The organism is Chryseobacterium candidae (assembly GCF_004916905.1).
GTDB lineage: Bacteria > Bacteroidota > Bacteroidia > Flavobacteriales > Weeksellaceae > Chryseobacterium > Chryseobacterium candidae.
On record NZ_SDLV01000030.1, the window covers coordinates 1 to 13,760 of the forward strand.

The 13,760-nt window shown below is 35.7% G+C and carries 19 protein-coding genes; 9 read left to right on the forward strand and 10 right to left on the reverse strand.

Annotation, left to right across the window (positions count from 1 at the left end; all coding sequences use genetic code 11):
- Positions 1–50: 50 nt before the first annotated feature.
- The 9 genes from EK417_RS14585 to gldB all read right to left on the reverse strand — a co-directional run bounded on the left by EK417_RS14585 (position 51) and on the right by gldB (position 7,208).
- Positions 51–1,469, reverse strand: coding sequence for a CCA tRNA nucleotidyltransferase (locus tag EK417_RS14585; protein WP_110366803.1), 1,419 nt, complete (start codon positions 1,467–1,469; stop codon positions 51–53).
- A gap of 37 nt (positions 1,470–1,506) precedes the next feature.
- On the reverse strand, positions 1,507–1,851 hold the full coding sequence (locus EK417_RS14590) for a nuclear transport factor 2 family protein (protein WP_110366802.1): 345 nt from the start codon (positions 1,849–1,851) through the stop codon (positions 1,507–1,509).
- 107 nt (positions 1,852–1,958) lie between these two features.
- Positions 1,959–2,507: an L-threonylcarbamoyladenylate synthase gene (locus tag EK417_RS14595; protein ID WP_047378653.1), complete on the reverse strand. Its 549-nt coding sequence runs from the start codon at positions 2,505–2,507 to the stop codon at positions 1,959–1,961.
- 273 nt (positions 2,508–2,780) lie between these two features.
- On the reverse strand, positions 2,781–3,209 hold the full coding sequence (gene tnpA, locus EK417_RS14600; protein ID WP_110366800.1) for an IS200/IS605 family transposase: 429 nt from the start codon (positions 3,207–3,209) through the stop codon (positions 2,781–2,783).
- A gap of 271 nt (positions 3,210–3,480) precedes the next feature.
- Entirely contained in the window at positions 3,481–3,993 is a 513-nt protein-coding gene (locus tag EK417_RS14605) for a DinB family protein (protein ID WP_076596146.1), read from the reverse strand.
- Between the two features lie 80 nt (positions 3,994–4,073).
- Positions 4,074–4,526 carry a GNAT family N-acetyltransferase gene (locus EK417_RS14610; protein WP_136522554.1) on the reverse strand — a complete coding sequence of 151 codons (453 nt, stop codon included), beginning with the start codon at positions 4,524–4,526 and terminating at the stop codon, positions 4,074–4,076.
- A 67-nt stretch (positions 4,527–4,593) separates the two neighbouring features.
- On the reverse strand, positions 4,594–5,736 hold the full coding sequence (locus EK417_RS14615) for a cystathionine gamma-synthase (protein WP_262709824.1): 1,143 nt from the start codon (positions 5,734–5,736) through the stop codon (positions 4,594–4,596).
- Between the two features lie 132 nt (positions 5,737–5,868).
- Positions 5,869–6,192, reverse strand: coding sequence for a gliding motility protein GldC (gene gldC / locus EK417_RS14620; protein WP_076596144.1), 324 nt, complete (start codon positions 6,190–6,192; stop codon positions 5,869–5,871).
- 32 nt (positions 6,193–6,224) lie between these two features.
- Positions 6,225–7,208, reverse strand: coding sequence for a gliding motility lipoprotein GldB (gldB, locus tag EK417_RS14625; RefSeq protein WP_083688849.1), 984 nt, complete (start codon positions 7,206–7,208; stop codon positions 6,225–6,227).
- Positions 7,209–7,260: 52 nt separating this feature from the next.
- Here gldB and EK417_RS14630 point away from each other — a divergent pair, with 52 nt between their 5' ends.
- The 7 genes from EK417_RS14630 to EK417_RS14665 all read left to right on the forward strand — a co-directional run bounded on the left by EK417_RS14630 (position 7,261) and on the right by EK417_RS14665 (position 11,384).
- Positions 7,261–7,899 (forward strand): leucine-rich repeat domain-containing protein, encoded by a 639-nt coding sequence (locus EK417_RS14630; protein ID WP_136522556.1) that lies wholly within the window; start codon positions 7,261–7,263, stop codon positions 7,897–7,899.
- 11 nt (positions 7,900–7,910) lie between these two features.
- Positions 7,911–8,441: a GNAT family N-acetyltransferase gene (locus tag EK417_RS14635; protein WP_076596142.1), complete on the forward strand. Its 531-nt coding sequence runs from the start codon at positions 7,911–7,913 to the stop codon at positions 8,439–8,441.
- Positions 8,442–8,697: 256 nt separating this feature from the next.
- Positions 8,698–9,489, forward strand: a complete 792-nt coding sequence (gene nadE / locus EK417_RS14645; RefSeq protein WP_136522557.1) for an NAD(+) synthase — start codon at positions 8,698–8,700, stop codon at positions 9,487–9,489.
- A 26-nt stretch (positions 9,490–9,515) separates the two neighbouring features.
- A complete protein-coding gene (locus tag EK417_RS14650; RefSeq protein WP_076596140.1) occupies positions 9,516–10,019 on the forward strand; it encodes a ribonuclease domain-containing protein in 504 nt (167 codons plus the stop codon).
- 51 nt (positions 10,020–10,070) lie between these two features.
- Positions 10,071–10,379, forward strand: coding sequence for a GIY-YIG nuclease family protein (locus tag EK417_RS14655; protein ID WP_076596139.1), 309 nt, complete (start codon positions 10,071–10,073; stop codon positions 10,377–10,379).
- A 115-nt stretch (positions 10,380–10,494) separates the two neighbouring features.
- Positions 10,495–11,076 (forward strand): Zn-dependent protease, encoded by a 582-nt coding sequence (locus EK417_RS14660; RefSeq protein WP_136522558.1) that lies wholly within the window; start codon positions 10,495–10,497, stop codon positions 11,074–11,076.
- Positions 11,073–11,384 (forward strand): barstar family protein, encoded by a 312-nt coding sequence (locus tag EK417_RS14665; RefSeq protein WP_136522559.1) that lies wholly within the window; start codon positions 11,073–11,075, stop codon positions 11,382–11,384. The genes EK417_RS14660 and EK417_RS14665 overlap by 4 nt, the downstream gene beginning before the upstream one ends.
- A gap of 216 nt (positions 11,385–11,600) precedes the next feature.
- Here EK417_RS14665 and EK417_RS14670 read toward each other — a convergent pair whose 3' ends face one another.
- Positions 11,601–12,083 carry a cytidine deaminase gene (locus EK417_RS14670; protein WP_076596136.1) on the reverse strand — a complete coding sequence of 161 codons (483 nt, stop codon included), beginning with the start codon at positions 12,081–12,083 and terminating at the stop codon, positions 11,601–11,603.
- A 101-nt stretch (positions 12,084–12,184) separates the two neighbouring features.
- Here EK417_RS14670 and namA point away from each other — a divergent pair, with 101 nt between their 5' ends.
- Both namA and EK417_RS14680 read left to right on the forward strand, forming a co-directional pair.
- Positions 12,185–13,237 (forward strand): NADPH dehydrogenase NamA, encoded by a 1,053-nt coding sequence (namA, locus tag EK417_RS14675; RefSeq protein ID WP_136522560.1) that lies wholly within the window; start codon positions 12,185–12,187, stop codon positions 13,235–13,237.
- Between the two features lie 30 nt (positions 13,238–13,267).
- Entirely contained in the window at positions 13,268–13,546 is a 279-nt protein-coding gene (locus EK417_RS14680; protein ID WP_076596134.1) for a DUF2752 domain-containing protein, read from the forward strand.
- Positions 13,547–13,760 lie beyond the last annotated feature (214 nt).

Consider the following 13,760-nt stretch of genomic DNA (forward strand, 5'->3'; position numbering starts at 1 on the left):
AGCCCGGCGGGATGGAACATCCCGCCGGGCTTGTTCGTATTTGTATTGAATTAGATTGTCAGTCCCAATTTTTTTGCTTCAGCAATAACAAATTTTGTCGCTTCTTCTTTTTCATTAGGAATTTCACCCTCAAGAATAGCTTCTTTCACTTTCTCTTTCAAGATACCAATTTCACGGCCCGGTTTAAGGTTAAACATTTCCATAATCTCTTCTCCGGTGATGGGCGGCTGGAAATTTCTTACCTGATCCTTTTCTTCTACTTCTTTGATTTTTACCGCTACATATTCAAAGTTTCTTTTGAATTTCTCCTGCTTTTTAGGGTTTTTAGTGGTAATATCTGCCTTGCAAAGCGTAAAAAGATCTTCCAGATTTTCTCCGGCATCAAATAAAAGCCTTCTCAACGCAGAATCTGAAGCATCATCAGTAATCAAAGCAATTGGTCTTGATGAAAGCTTTACCATTTTCTGCACATATTTCATATCACTTCCCAAAGGTAATTTTAATCTTTGAAAAAGCGTTTTTACCATTTTTGAACCTAAAAATTCATGTCCGTGAAATGTCCATCCCGTTCCTTCTACAAACTTTTTAGTTGGAGCTTTTCCTATATCATGGAGTAGGGCAGCCCAGCGAAGCCAAAGATTATCCGTATTCACAGAAATATTATCTACAACTTCTAGCGTATGGTAAAAGTTATCCTTATGGGTTTGTCCTTCTACTTCTTCTACGCCTTTCAGTTCGATTAATTCAGGAATAATCAGCTTCATAAGACCGGTTTGTTCCATCAGTCTCAGTCCGATAGATGGTTTTTCAGAAAGCATGATTTTATTGAATTCCACCATGATTCTTTCCATAGAAACAATCTTGATTCTTTCTGCTTCCTGCTGGATAGCTTTCAGAGAGTCTTCCTCGATTTTAAAATTTAAAGTAGAAGCAAAACGCACTGCTCTCATCATCCTCAAAGGATCATCAGAATAGGTTTGCGCCGGTTCTAAAGGTGTTCTTAAAATCTCATTTTCAAGATCTCCGATTCCGTTAAACGGATCAATCAGTTCTCCGAAATTATTTTTATTTAAAGAAATAGCCATCGCATTGATGGTAAAATCTCTTCTTTTCTGGTCATCTTCCAGGCTTCCGCCTTCCACTTCCGGCTTCCGGCTGTTTTCTGTATAGCTTTCCTTTCTTGCTCCCACAAACTCAAGTTCAAGTTCTTTATACTTGATCATGGCCGTGCCGTAAGTTTTGAATACAGAAACCTTTAATTTAGGATCTATATCCTGAGCTACGTTCTGAGCAAGCTCAATACCGCTTTGTTCCGTTACAAAATCTATATCCGTAGAAGCTTTTCTGTTCATCAGAAGGTCTCGTACATAACCGCCCACAATGTATACGGACTGGTTATTCCTTTCTGCCGCTTCAGAAATGATTTTAAATAGTTTTAAATTCTTATTTTGATTAAGATTAATTTTCATCGTTAATAATAGTGACAGTTTCTATGTATGTTACCCATTAATCATAATGAGCATACATTCTACTAATTTTTCCCTCTTCATTAAAAAACATGACTTCAACAGCATTTTTATTCATAATCGACTTATAAAATAATGCTGCCGAATCTACTCCCGCAGTGGAATGTATCAGATCAAAATGAAGATCCGGAAATTTATCCAATGCCTTTCTCCAGTATTCACGAACTGCCTCTTTTCCTTTTAAAGAGCTTTCTTTACCGCCGGTAGCCAGTGCGATCATAGGAGTGGTGATCTCAATATCATCCGAATAATGGGAAAGTATATCCTCCAGATCATGAGAATTCCATGCATTAATCCACAGTTGAGCAAATTCATGATGATCCATAGCAAATAGTTTATGAGTTGAGTTTGCAAAGATAGAATTAAAAAAAAGAAATCCTGCCGATATAAACTGACAAGACTCTAAAAAATTAACATAAAAGTTCAGAATTCTTATTCTCTAAGAACTTTTATCCTGTTGTCATTCCATATTTTGATTACTGATGAACCTGAGTATTTTGAAACCTTTTCTCTGTCTTCTTCCACTGCGTAATCTACAAGGCTGATCATCTCCTCAGAAATATCGGAGAATTTTAGCGGACTTTTCTCCCCACTGAAATTGGCAGAAGTAGATACTAAAGGTCTGTTCAGTTTTGTAATCAGTTTTTTACAGAAATCATTTTTTACCAATCGGATTCCGATGCTTCCGTCTTCTGCAAGAAGTTCTTTGGGTAAACCTCTGGGGTTTTCATAAACAATCGTTACCGGCTTTTCACTCAGATCAATGATTTCCCATGCCATTTCAGGAACATCCACCAGATCCTGTAGTCTTTTTTCAGATTCTACAAGGATAATCATGGATTTGTTTTTTTCACGCTTTTTGATGTCAAAAATTTTATTGACAGCTTCTATATTGGTAGCATCACAACCAATTCCCCATATCGTATCTGTAGGGTAAAGAATGGTTCCGCCGGATTTTAATATTTCAATAATATGTTCCATAATTGTATGTGAATTCAATCAGTGGATAAAGGTAGAAAATCTATGAATTTCAGGCAAAAAATAAGGATATAAATGTGCCCGTATTGATAGGTTTTGGCTAAAGCCAATGGAATGATATGTAACATAAAAACGGGCTAACGCCCGTTCCTACTGATGTTTTTTATTAATCAGTGGAATATTAAAAAAAAACATCGAATATCTAATTCAATAGTAATGGGCTTTAGCCCATTTAAATAAAAAGAGACAAATCCTTAGACTTTAGCCAAAACCTACTCATATCTTAAAACTATATTTCTCAATAAACTCTCTATATTCATCACTAAAACTTTTTTTCTGATGATGCTTCTCCTGATTCTTAATGTAATTTCTTACAGAATCTACCATAGATTCAGAAACGGAGACTGCAAAATATTCATCCTGCCATGAAAACTTTCCTTTTACAAGATCATTCTTATTAATCCAATGTGATGATTCTCCCTTTATTAATTGTACAATTTTTTCAATGTTCTGATTAGAACCCAGAGAAATAAGACAATGACAATGGTCTGAATATCCATTAATCATATCTAAAAATATCCCTTTTTCTGTAGCATATTCTTTAATATGTTTCCAGACCTTAAGACGTATGTTAAATGTATTGAGAAATGGATCTCTATTTCTTGTAGAAAAGACAAGATGAATATAAATTTTGATAAAAGCCATTTGTGTTGTTTTATCAAAAGTAATGTTTTTTAAGTTTCGGCTAAAGCCAATGGAATGGTATGTAACATGAAAACGGGCTAAAGCCCGTTCCTATTGATGTTTTAATGATAAATGTATTATGTTTTGTATAGTGTCATTAAGATATGACTTCATGAATTATTAGAGCTGTTATTCTATTCAATAGAAATGGGCTTTAGCCCATTTAGATAAAAAATTACAAACCTTCTGACTTTAGTCAAAATTTATAATAATTAAAAATCTTTTTAATTTCCTACATCCATCCCAATTTCGATAAATACCTTTCCTCAATAATATTCAGGTGGTGATAATTGTGACCTACAATAAGCTTTCCGATGGTTTCTACCGTAATTTCATGGCCATTGGCTGTACCTGTATTTTGTAGAGCAGAAGGTTGAAGCGTTTCCAGTAGAATCTGAGAAGATTTTCTTACCAGTTTGTATTCCTCCAGAAGAGACTCAAGAGTTCTTTCACTGGCAAAAGATTGGTCTGCATATTCATTCTCGTCAAATCCCGGAAGGTTGTTTTTCTCTCCTCTTGCGAAAGCTAATATTCTATACTGGAAAACTCTTTCTGTATCGGATAAGTGGAGTAGAAGTCCTTTCAATGTCCATTTTCCTTCTGCATAAGAAAAATTAGATTGTTCTTCGGTAAGATTGGAATAAATTCCAATGGTTTTGTCGGCAGATATCTGCAGTTCGTTGATCCAGTTTCCTGATGGAATCTGATCTAAGTATCTTTGAATATATTTTTGAAAGTCGGTCATATCATTTTTTCTTTTTGGGGTACGGGTTTTCTAGTTTCTAGATTCGGCATGGTGAGTGTAATGTATAAATTACTTATTACTCATTGCTCATGATTAGTCCACTCGTAGAAATTTACGGAGTCATACAGTTCAAAGCCACAGGCTGGATAAAGCTGATTTCCGATATCATTGCTTTTTCCTGTTTCTAAAAGAATACCACATGCTTTTGATGAACGGCAGTGTTCTTTAGATTCTTCAATCAGCTTTTTAGAATAGCCTTTTCCTCTGTGGTTTACATTGACGTAAAGGTCGTTCAACAGCCAGTAACGCTGCATTCTTGTAGATGAAAATATGGGATATAGCTGTACAAAGCCTGTCAGGATTCCGTTTTCTTCTGCAACAAAAATTTCGGAGTCCTTATTTTCCAGTCTTTCCTGAAGAAAATTGGCAGCTGCGGGAATATCTGATGTTTTATGATAAAATATTCTGTACTGATCAAACAATTCCGCCAGTTGTGGTAAGTCGGAAAGAACAGCTTTTCTTGTATTTTTCATAGTATTGGCGGTGTTATAATAAAATGAGAAAGATGATGTAATCCTTCTCATTTTAATGTATGGTATGTTAAGAAAAAGCTTTCTCAAGATCTGCAATAAGATCTTCTGCATCCTCAATACCTACGCTTAAACGAACAAGGTCATCGGTGATTCCCAGTTCAGCACGTTTTTCTGCAGGAATTGAAGCATGTGTCATCAAAGCAGGATGATTGGCCAGAGATTCTACTCCTCCTAAAGATTCTGCTAAGGTGAATACTCTTACTTTTTCCAGGAATTTGATCGCATCTTCTTTCTTTCCTGATTTGAAAGTGAATGACACCATTCCTCCGGATTCCTTCATCTGAGATTTTGCCAATGCATATTGAGGGTGAGATTCCAATCCCGGATAAATTACTTTATCTACCGCCGGATGAGTTTCCAAATATTTTGCTACTGCAAGACCGTTATCAGAGTGTCTCTGCATTCTCAATGCCAATGTTTTGATTCCTCTTAATACAAGATAAGAATCGTGAGGTCCCAAAATACCACCACTTGCAAACTGGATAAAGTGCAGCTTTTCTCCCAGCTCAGCATCTTTAGCAATAAGAGCTCCTGCAATCACATCGGAGTGTCCTCCTAAATATTTTGTTGCAGAATGCATTACAATGTCAGCTCCCAAATCAATAGGTCTCTGGATATAAGGCGTAGCAAAAGTATTGTCTACAGCTACTAAAATATCTTTTCCTTTTGCAATATCTACAACCGCTTTGATATCTACTAATTTCATCAAAGGATTAGTTGGAGTTTCTACCCAGATCAGTTTTGTTTTATCCGTGATAACATCAGCAATTTTAGAAGCATCGTCAAAATTCACGAAGGTAAATTTCAGCTGGTATTTTTCAAAAAGTCTGGTGAACATTCTGTAAGTTCCTCCGTAAAGATCATCTACAGCAATCACTTCATCACCTGGATTTAATAATTTCAAAACACAGTCGATCGCAGCAAGACCAGAACCGAAAGCTAAACCTCTCGCTCCGTTTTCAATACTTGCCAAAGAATCCTCTAATGCCTGTCTTGTAGGATTAGCAGCTCTTGAATATTCATATCCGGAATGTATTCCCGGGCTTTTCTGTGCAAACGTAGAGGTTAAAAATACAGGTACATTTACAGAACCAGTTGCAGACTCGTGGTGCTGCCCTCCATGAATTACTTTTGTGTTAAAATTCATAATTTTTTGCTTTAGGCTTTGAACATTAAGCAGATATATCTATTGATTAATGTTCATTGTTTTTAATAAAAGTTGCTCTAGCTGAATGCAAAAAGCTTACCGCTTACTGCCTCCTGCTTATTGCAATTGTATTTTTTACTTAATAGCAGATTTTACCGCAAATTCTTCTGCAATTTCCTCCATCCACTGCGCTACATCCTCTTCTCCGGTTGCTCTCTGATACGTGCTTCCTAAAGATATTAAAATCTGGTGGATAAACATCTTCATCTGGTCTACAGGCATTTCCTTGGTCCAAAGATCAATTCTTAATGCTTCTCTTGTTTTATCATCCCATACGGAAATCATGGTAGCTTTGGTATCTTGTTTTTCTATACCACCATCCTGAGCATTCCATGTAATATTTTCCGGTACGTGATTTTCATCAAGCTCTACATCTATCGTAATCTGAGTCTTTCTCATTTTTCTATTTTTTCTAAATTCTAAAATTTTCTTTATTTAAGTTTCGGTTTATAACCGGATTGATTAAAAATTGTGGTAGCATCCATTTTCAGGAACTCTGTTAACTTCGTTTCAGGTTTTTCCTTAAGATATGCTTTACAGATCTGCCATCCTGTAAAAATCCCGATTTGCGGGGAAGATTCATTGTCGATTTCTGTATAAAACTTCGAGAATGGTCCGGGTGAAATAAAACGTTCTCCCAGTCTAGGATCATCGCCGAAGATCAGATTACTTTCTACAAAATAATTCCAGATATTCGCCTCATTACCGGCAGCCCATTCATATTGCTTCTGAGTATAATTCATTTTCAGATAATCAGGCGTATCCGGAAGAAAAGCATCCTGAAGAATCATTACTTTTCCGTTCAGAATAATCTGATCAATGAATTTCTGATGATCAGGAGATTCTGTGACAATATTTTCTGCAAAAAGCTGTGATACCTTCGGAACAATATTCTGCGGGTTCATCGATTTTTGAAAATACAGCTCCAGTCCTTTATAATTGGGATTTCCATCACCCATAAAACCGGTAACATCTATAAATAAGAGATTCCCTTTTTCATCATAAAATATCGGATCCTGAACCATCTGTAGGGCAGATGAAAACAGATATACTTTGGGATTTTTAAATTGTGGGAAATAATACTTGATGTGCGAAAATAAACTCTGAAGCTCATTTTGCAGCTTTGTCTGATCTATTTTTCCAATAGCTTCCTTGTAGATTTTTATCTCTTCAGCATCCGCTCTTCTTTTTCCAAAATCAGCATCAGAAACACTTCCCTGAAACCACGGGAACTTAGCTTTAAACTGATCCAGAGGAATATCCGGATTGTAAAATTCTTTGGAAATATCTGTGATGTCAACTTTTTGGGCAGTTTGTTTTACTTCTACCTTCCATTGATTTTCAGGTTCTTTTTTGCAGGAAATAAGTCCGGCAGCTAAAAGAGAAGAAAGTGCAATATATCTAAAAATCTTCATTATTTTTACATGGAATTTAAGTTTACAAAAATAAGGATTAAATACACAATTAATGATGAAAATAAAAATATTTACAACCGTTTGCCTTATTTCAGGACTTCCTTTTTTCTATGGACAATCACTTGAATTTAAAGATAAAAACTTTGAAAAAGCAGTACTCGAAAATTTTGACGTGAATAAAAACGGAGTGCTTGAATCCACTGAAGCTGGTATGATTACGAATCTGTTTCTTGTTAAAAAGGGAATTACTACCACAGAAGATCTGCATCTTTTTAAAAATGTAAAAATGATTGTCCTTGATGATAATATGATCCCGAATATTGTAGTAAATAATCTTGATCAGCTGGAATTGTTTTCGTGCACACAATGTAAAATATCCTCATTCAAAGCAGAAAACCTGAAAAATTTAACCTCATTATACCTGGATAATAACCTGTTGGAAAGTATTTCGCTGACAGGAATTCCAAAAATTGATCAATTAACATTATCTTTAAATCAATTAAAAACAATAAATCTGCTTCAGTTTAAAGTATTAAGAAAACTGAATGTAGAACATAATAAGCTTCAGCAAATTGATATTTCCGGTAATTCTGCCTTACAAACCCTTAATATAGCAGGGAATAAGATAAGAAAAACAGATATAAAAAAAAGCACAAAAGCAGAGGTGACCATTTTTGGAGCTGAAGAATAAAACTAATCATTATGAAAATAGAAACTGAACGACTTATTTTAAGAAAGCTCGAAGATGATGATTTTGAACGCGTATTTCTGCTGGATTCCAATCCTGAAGTCATGAAATACATTGGTGTACCGGTTTTGAAGGATATCAATGAATCAAAAAAGGTCATCAGCATGATTCAGAAACAGTATGAGGAAAATGGAGTCGGAAGATTTGGAGTGGTGGAAAAAGAAAGCGGACTTCTGATAGGTTGGAGCGGGTTGAAATTACTTACCCATGAAACCAATGGGTACAAAAATGTATTGGAACTGGGATACCGTTTTCTGCCGGAATCATGGGGAAAAGGGTATGCCACGGAATCTGGAAAAGCTTCTCTGGAGTATGGTTTTAATGATCTTAATGCAGAAGTTATTTATGCGTATGCTCATTCCGAACATGATGCTTCCAACCATATTTTAAGAAAATTAGGATTTGAAAAAACCAGTGAATTTGAAGAACCTGACGGAATTTGCTTCTGGTACGAACTGAAGCGGGAAAACTATAATAAAAAATGATAACAGTATAACAGGAAGAGAAAAAGACGACCAAACAGATTTTTCAATTGGCAGAAGAAGCTTTCATAGAAATGAAACCTGCGAGATTGCCGTGCATATTCTCTTTACAAAAAAACAAGTAATTTTGGAATTTCTTTTCCATTCGATATTCCGGAAGAAAACGGAATGGCTGTAGAATTGGTAAAAGACAGATTAAAAGATAAAAAAAGAGGAGCGAATACCCTCATGAATTTGAAATAGACTAAAAAAATAAACGATGCAGACACAAAAAGTAATAGATCACATTGTAAACTGGTTAAAGGATTATGCTACAAATGCCAAAGTAAAAGGATATGTAATTGGAGTTTCCGGAGGAGTAGATTCCGGAGTTGTTTCTACTTTAGCGGCAATGACAGGCATGAAAACATTACTGATCGGAATGCCGATCCGCCAGAAAGCCGATCAGGTAGATCGTGCGCAGGATCATATGAATGACCTTAAATCCAGATTTCCCAATGTAGAAACAATCTCTGTAAATCTGACCCCGGCCTTTGAAGAGATCTATAAAACCTTTCATGTACATGATGAGGTGTATCCCAATGAGAATTTGACCTTTGCCAACACAAGAGCACGTCTTAGAATGCTTACACTTTATTATTACGGACAGCTGAACGGGCTTCTGGTATGTGGAACAGGAAACAAAGTGGAAGATTTCGGAATTGGTTTCTATACAAAATATGGAGATGGCGGAGTAGATGTGTCACCCATTGCAGACCTTTATAAAACTGAAGTATATGAACTTGCGAAAGGGTTGAATCTGATCAAAAGTATTCAGGAAGCCATTCCTACCGATGGACTTTGGGATACGGAAAGAACAGATGAGCAGCAGATTGGTGCTACTTATCCGGAACTGGAAAAAATCCAGAAAGAATATGGAACTAAAACTGCTGATGATTACAAAGGACGGGATAAAGAAGTATTCCTGATTTTCGACAGAATGCATAAGGCTGCAAAACATAAAATAGATCCTATTCCGGTTTGTGATATTCCTGAAGAATGGAGAGCATAGAAATCATATTACATTAAATTACAACTATGAACGGAAAAATAAGATCTGTTTTTTTTATATGTCTGGGACTTCTTTTCGGAATGTCTGTGATGTATGTCTACAGAAATTTTATTGAAGATAAAAAAGATCAGTCAGATTCTGTAAAAAAAGAAACAGTAAGTTACGGAAGTGCTTCTTCGGAGGGAAATTCCTCTGCTCAGGTTTCTATAGATCAGCTTACGGAAGAAAAAACGGTGATCAGCTATGTAAAACAAAATCATAAGCTGCCGGATTATTATATCACTAAAAATGAAGCCAGAAAACAGGGGTGGAATCCTTCCCAAGGAAATCTTTGTGACGTACTTCCAGGAAAAGCAATTGGCGGAGATCAATTCGGAAACAGGGAAAAACGTTTGCCGGATGGCGAAAAATACTTTGAAGCAGATGTAAATTACCATTGCGGTGGAAGAAATGCTGACCGTATCATCTACACCCAGAATGGCGATGTGTATCTTACCAAAAACCATTATAAAAGTTTTGAAAAGCAGTAGCGTCATTGCGAGGAACGAAGTGAAGAAGCAATCTCTATAAAAGAATCAAAGATGAAAGCAGGATTTGTCTACATCATGACAAATAAAAACCACACTACTCTTTATACAGGAGTGACTTCAAATCTGCCCAAACGTGTTCAACAGCATAAGGAGTCCTGTTATTCTCAAAGTTTTACTTCAAGATATAATTTGTATATACTTGTCTATTGGGAATCCTTTCAGGAAATAGGGGATGCTATATTTAGAGAAAAACAAATAAAAGCAGGTTCCAGACAAAAGAAGTTAGATTTGATAAACAGTATAAATCCTGATTGGAAAGATCTTACGGACGACATTCAACATATTTTAGATGTTTTTTGAGATTGCTTCGTCGCTTTTGCTCCTCGCAATGACCAATGTATAATTTGCATTGTAATTATTATAAATCTTAATTTTGAAAAATTATAACCTTTTTTACTTTACTATCATTCTATTTATGATACTTTCATGTTCGGAAAAGAAAAATGTAGTAAAGGAAAAAGCAGCAAAACCAGCCGTAACAATACTCATTCAGCCGTTTAAAGATATTCAACCGGAGAGTATAGAAAAAGTAACGGAAGGAATAAAGAAAGTATATCCGAATGTAAAAGTTCTGGATGCGATAGAATTTCCTGAAAATACTTATTATAAAGAGAGAAGCCGGTATAGAGCAGATTCAATCATTAAGTTTTTGAATAACAAAACAAAAGAAGGCTTTGTTACAATTGGTTTGACAGCGAAGGATATCAGTGCTACCAGAGGAACGATCAAAGACTTTGGAATCATGGGGTTGGGGTATAGACCTGGAAAAGCTTGCGTGGCTTCAAATTTCAGACTGAATAAAGAAAACCGGGATGAGCAGTTTTATAAAATAGCCATTCATGAGCTGGGACATACTCAGGGGCTGCCACATTGCCCGGAAAAAATGTGTTTTATGAGAGATGCAGAAGGCAAGAATCTTACCAATGAAGAAACGGATTTCTGCAAAAAATGCAAAACTTTTTTAATCAATGAAAATTGGAAATTTAATTCAATATGAAGACAGTATATATAGATTTTACAGACATAGGTGACTATGAAGATTTTTACACCCAGCTAAAGGAGAAAGTTGAGCTTCCTGAGCATTTCGGTGATAATCTTGATGCCCTTTTTGATACGATTACCGGAGATATGGAAATGCCGCTCCATTTAGAATTCGTCAACATGACTGTAGATCAGCTTGAGATATTTGAAGATCTTCTGACAACGCTGGAGGATGCGGAAGAAGAAATTGAAGACTTTAGTTTCAGCTATTATCTCGAGCAGTACGAAGACGAAGATGACAATGTAGAATCTGAAAAAGAATAAAAAAATAAGGGTTGTCCTAATACAGGAGACAGCCTTTTTTATGCTGATCCTTATTCTATAATATTCAAATCTTTATTCTTTAACATACAAACCTAACAGGTTTCCAAAACCTGTCAGGTTTCTTATCTTATTTAACTGTAAGATTTATTTAGGACTAGTCGATGTGAACTTTTTGTTTCACACCCTGTCAGCGCTTAAAAATCAAGTTTTACTTGGTTACAAAAACGTAGAGTCAAAATAGAAAGGAAGAAGGTCTTTCACTGCATGCACTTTTACAACCTCTTCATTCATACTTGAAAAATAAAGATCAATGTTTTCATTCTGTTTGGTTTCATACTCAATTAAACTCTGGCGGCATGCTCCACAAGGAGGAATCGGAGGGTTTTTCTCATGAAACTCTTTAGGACCTCCAACTACAAAAATCTTTTTTATTTTCATATTTGGAAAATTGGCAGCTACCCAAAAAACAGTTGTTCTTTCCGCACAGAGTCCGGACGGATAAGCTGCATTTTCCTGGTTGTTACCGGAATAGATTTCTCCGTTTTCCAATAAAACGGAACATCCTACCAAAAATTGAGAGTAAGGCGCATAAGCATTCTCACGAGCCTCTTTGGCTCTTTCAAATAACTGTTTTTCTATATCGCTCAGTTCGCTGCTATTTTTAAAATATTCGTAACCGATCTGTATGTCTTTTTTCATATATTGTCGACTAAAAAAGGGGGGTAAAAGTAGTTCTTTTTAATGAAGTGGGCAATATTTTATTCTCCCGGCAAAAGTTCAATTTTTTTAAGATTAAAAAAATGTTATACACACCAATAAAATTCAGAAATATAGAGTTGAAAAACAGATGGGTAATGTCACCTATGTGTATGTATTCATGTGAAGACGGAGAAGCTAACGACTTCCATTTTGTACACTATGGAAGCCGGTCACAGGGCGGTACAGGTCTTTTGATGGTAGAAGCTACAGGTGTAGAACCCAAAGGAAGAATTACCAATCACTGCATGGGAATCTGGAATGATGAGCAGGCAGAAAAATTACAGAGAATTGTTGAGTTTGTACACAAAAATTCAGAAAGTAAAATAGGAATTCAGCTGGCTCATGCCGGAAGAAAAGGGTCAACATGGAATAATATACAGATTTCTGTAGAAGAAGGCTGGGAAACGGTGGCGCCAAGCCCTATTCCTTATCATCCCACAGAAAGAATTCCCCATACGCTAACGGCCGATGAGGTAAAAGAACAGGTTCAGAATTTTAAAAAAGCAGCCAGAAGAGCGGTAGAAGCTGGTTTTGATGTTATTGAAATTCATGGTGCTCACGGATATCTGATTCATCAGTTTTTGTCGCCACTTTCTAATATCAGAACAGACGAATACGGCGGAAGTTTTGAAAACAGGATCAGATTTCTGATCGAAATTGTAGATGCTGTTAATGAAGAACTGAATGAAAACACAGCCCTTTTTGTAAGAATTTCAGGAACGGAATATGCTGATAATGGCTGGGATATTCAGAGCAGTGTTGAGCTGGCAAAAATTCTAAAAGAACATGCCGTAGATCTTGTAGATGTATCCAGTGGTGGAAATATTCATGGAGCGAAAATCCCGGTTTTTGATGGCTATCAGGTTCCTTTTTCATCCAAGGTGAGAAATGAGGCTGAAGTGAAGACAGGAGCTGTAGGATTGATTACCAAGGTAGAACAGGCCGAAGAGATTCTTCAGAAAGGGGATGCTGATCTTATTTTCGTAGCAAGAGAAATTCTGAGAAATCCTTATATTGCTGTTCAGGGATCTTTTGAAATGAAAGAAGACTGCTTTTTCCCACATCAGTATACCAGAGCCAAAATCTCTACTTAATGATCACAAATAATCTGTAAAACAACAGAAATGGATATCAATGATTTCATGCTTACCTGCCCCAGTAAAAAATTCCTAGGGGTAGAATGTCTGGGCTGTGGTGCGCAGAGAGCAATCGTATTGGTATTTGAAGGAAAGTTTTCAGAAGCCTTTCAAATGTATCCGGCTGTATACACCTTATTGTTATTCTTTTTGATCCTTGGGGTTAGCTTTATCGATAAAAAAAGAAAATACAGTAATATTTTAATGATTATGGTGGTTGTTAACCTGATTATTATGGTGATTGGGTATCTGTATAAACATTATTAACTATAAAAGTTAAAAATAAGTATTTGATTGTGAACTGCTTTTGTGTTTTGATTTTTTGTTCAACAGTATGTAGGAAAATTTTAATAAAAAATATGATTTATTAGATTAATATTCCCGAATTGTTTTATTGTGTAGAATTTTAAAATGTCGTAGAACTACTACAATTTCTGAAACAGTGCCCTAAAAACTTTTTAAATTAGAACATGACCTTTAT

Coding starts and splice junctions, on each gene's coding strand:
- EK417_RS14665 (WP_136522559.1), top strand. CDS start 11,073: ATGAAGACAGTATATATAGATTTTACAGACATAGGTGACTATGAAGAT.
- EK417_RS14650 (WP_076596140.1), top strand. CDS start 9,516: ATGAACGGAAAAATAAGATCTGTTTTTTTTATATGTCTGGGACTTCTT.
- tnpA (WP_110366800.1), bottom strand. CDS start 3,209: ATGGCTTTTATCAAAATTTATATTCATCTTGTCTTTTCTACAAGAAAT.
- EK417_RS14670 (WP_076596136.1), bottom strand. CDS start 12,083: ATGAAAAAAGACATACAGATCGGTTACGAATATTTTAAAAATAGCAGC.
- EK417_RS14590 (WP_110366802.1), bottom strand. CDS start 1,851: ATGGATCATCATGAATTTGCTCAACTGTGGATTAATGCATGGAATTCT.
- gldB (WP_083688849.1), bottom strand. CDS start 7,208: ATGAAGATTTTTAGATATATTGCACTTTCTTCTCTTTTAGCTGCCGGA.
- EK417_RS14660 (WP_136522558.1), top strand. CDS start 10,495: ATGATACTTTCATGTTCGGAAAAGAAAAATGTAGTAAAGGAAAAAGCA.
- EK417_RS14610 (WP_136522554.1), bottom strand. CDS start 4,526: ATGAAAAATACAAGAAAAGCTGTTCTTTCCGACTTACCACAACTGGCG.
- nadE (WP_136522557.1), top strand. CDS start 8,698: ATGCAGACACAAAAAGTAATAGATCACATTGTAAACTGGTTAAAGGAT.
- EK417_RS14635 (WP_076596142.1), top strand. CDS start 7,911: ATGAAAATAGAAACTGAACGACTTATTTTAAGAAAGCTCGAAGATGAT.
- namA (WP_136522560.1), top strand. CDS start 12,185: ATGTTATACACACCAATAAAATTCAGAAATATAGAGTTGAAAAACAGA.
- EK417_RS14680 (WP_076596134.1), top strand. CDS start 13,268: ATGGATATCAATGATTTCATGCTTACCTGCCCCAGTAAAAAATTCCTA.
- gldC (WP_076596144.1), bottom strand. CDS start 6,192: ATGAGAAAGACTCAGATTACGATAGATGTAGAGCTTGATGAAAATCAC.
- EK417_RS14595 (WP_047378653.1), bottom strand. CDS start 2,507: ATGGAACATATTATTGAAATATTAAAATCCGGCGGAACCATTCTTTAC.
- EK417_RS14630 (WP_136522556.1), top strand. CDS start 7,261: ATGATGAAAATAAAAATATTTACAACCGTTTGCCTTATTTCAGGACTT.
- EK417_RS14605 (WP_076596146.1), bottom strand. CDS start 3,993: ATGACCGACTTTCAAAAATATATTCAAAGATACTTAGATCAGATTCCA.
- EK417_RS14585 (WP_110366803.1), bottom strand. CDS start 1,469: ATGAAAATTAATCTTAATCAAAATAAGAATTTAAAACTATTTAAAATC.
- EK417_RS14655 (WP_076596139.1), top strand. CDS start 10,071: ATGAAAGCAGGATTTGTCTACATCATGACAAATAAAAACCACACTACT.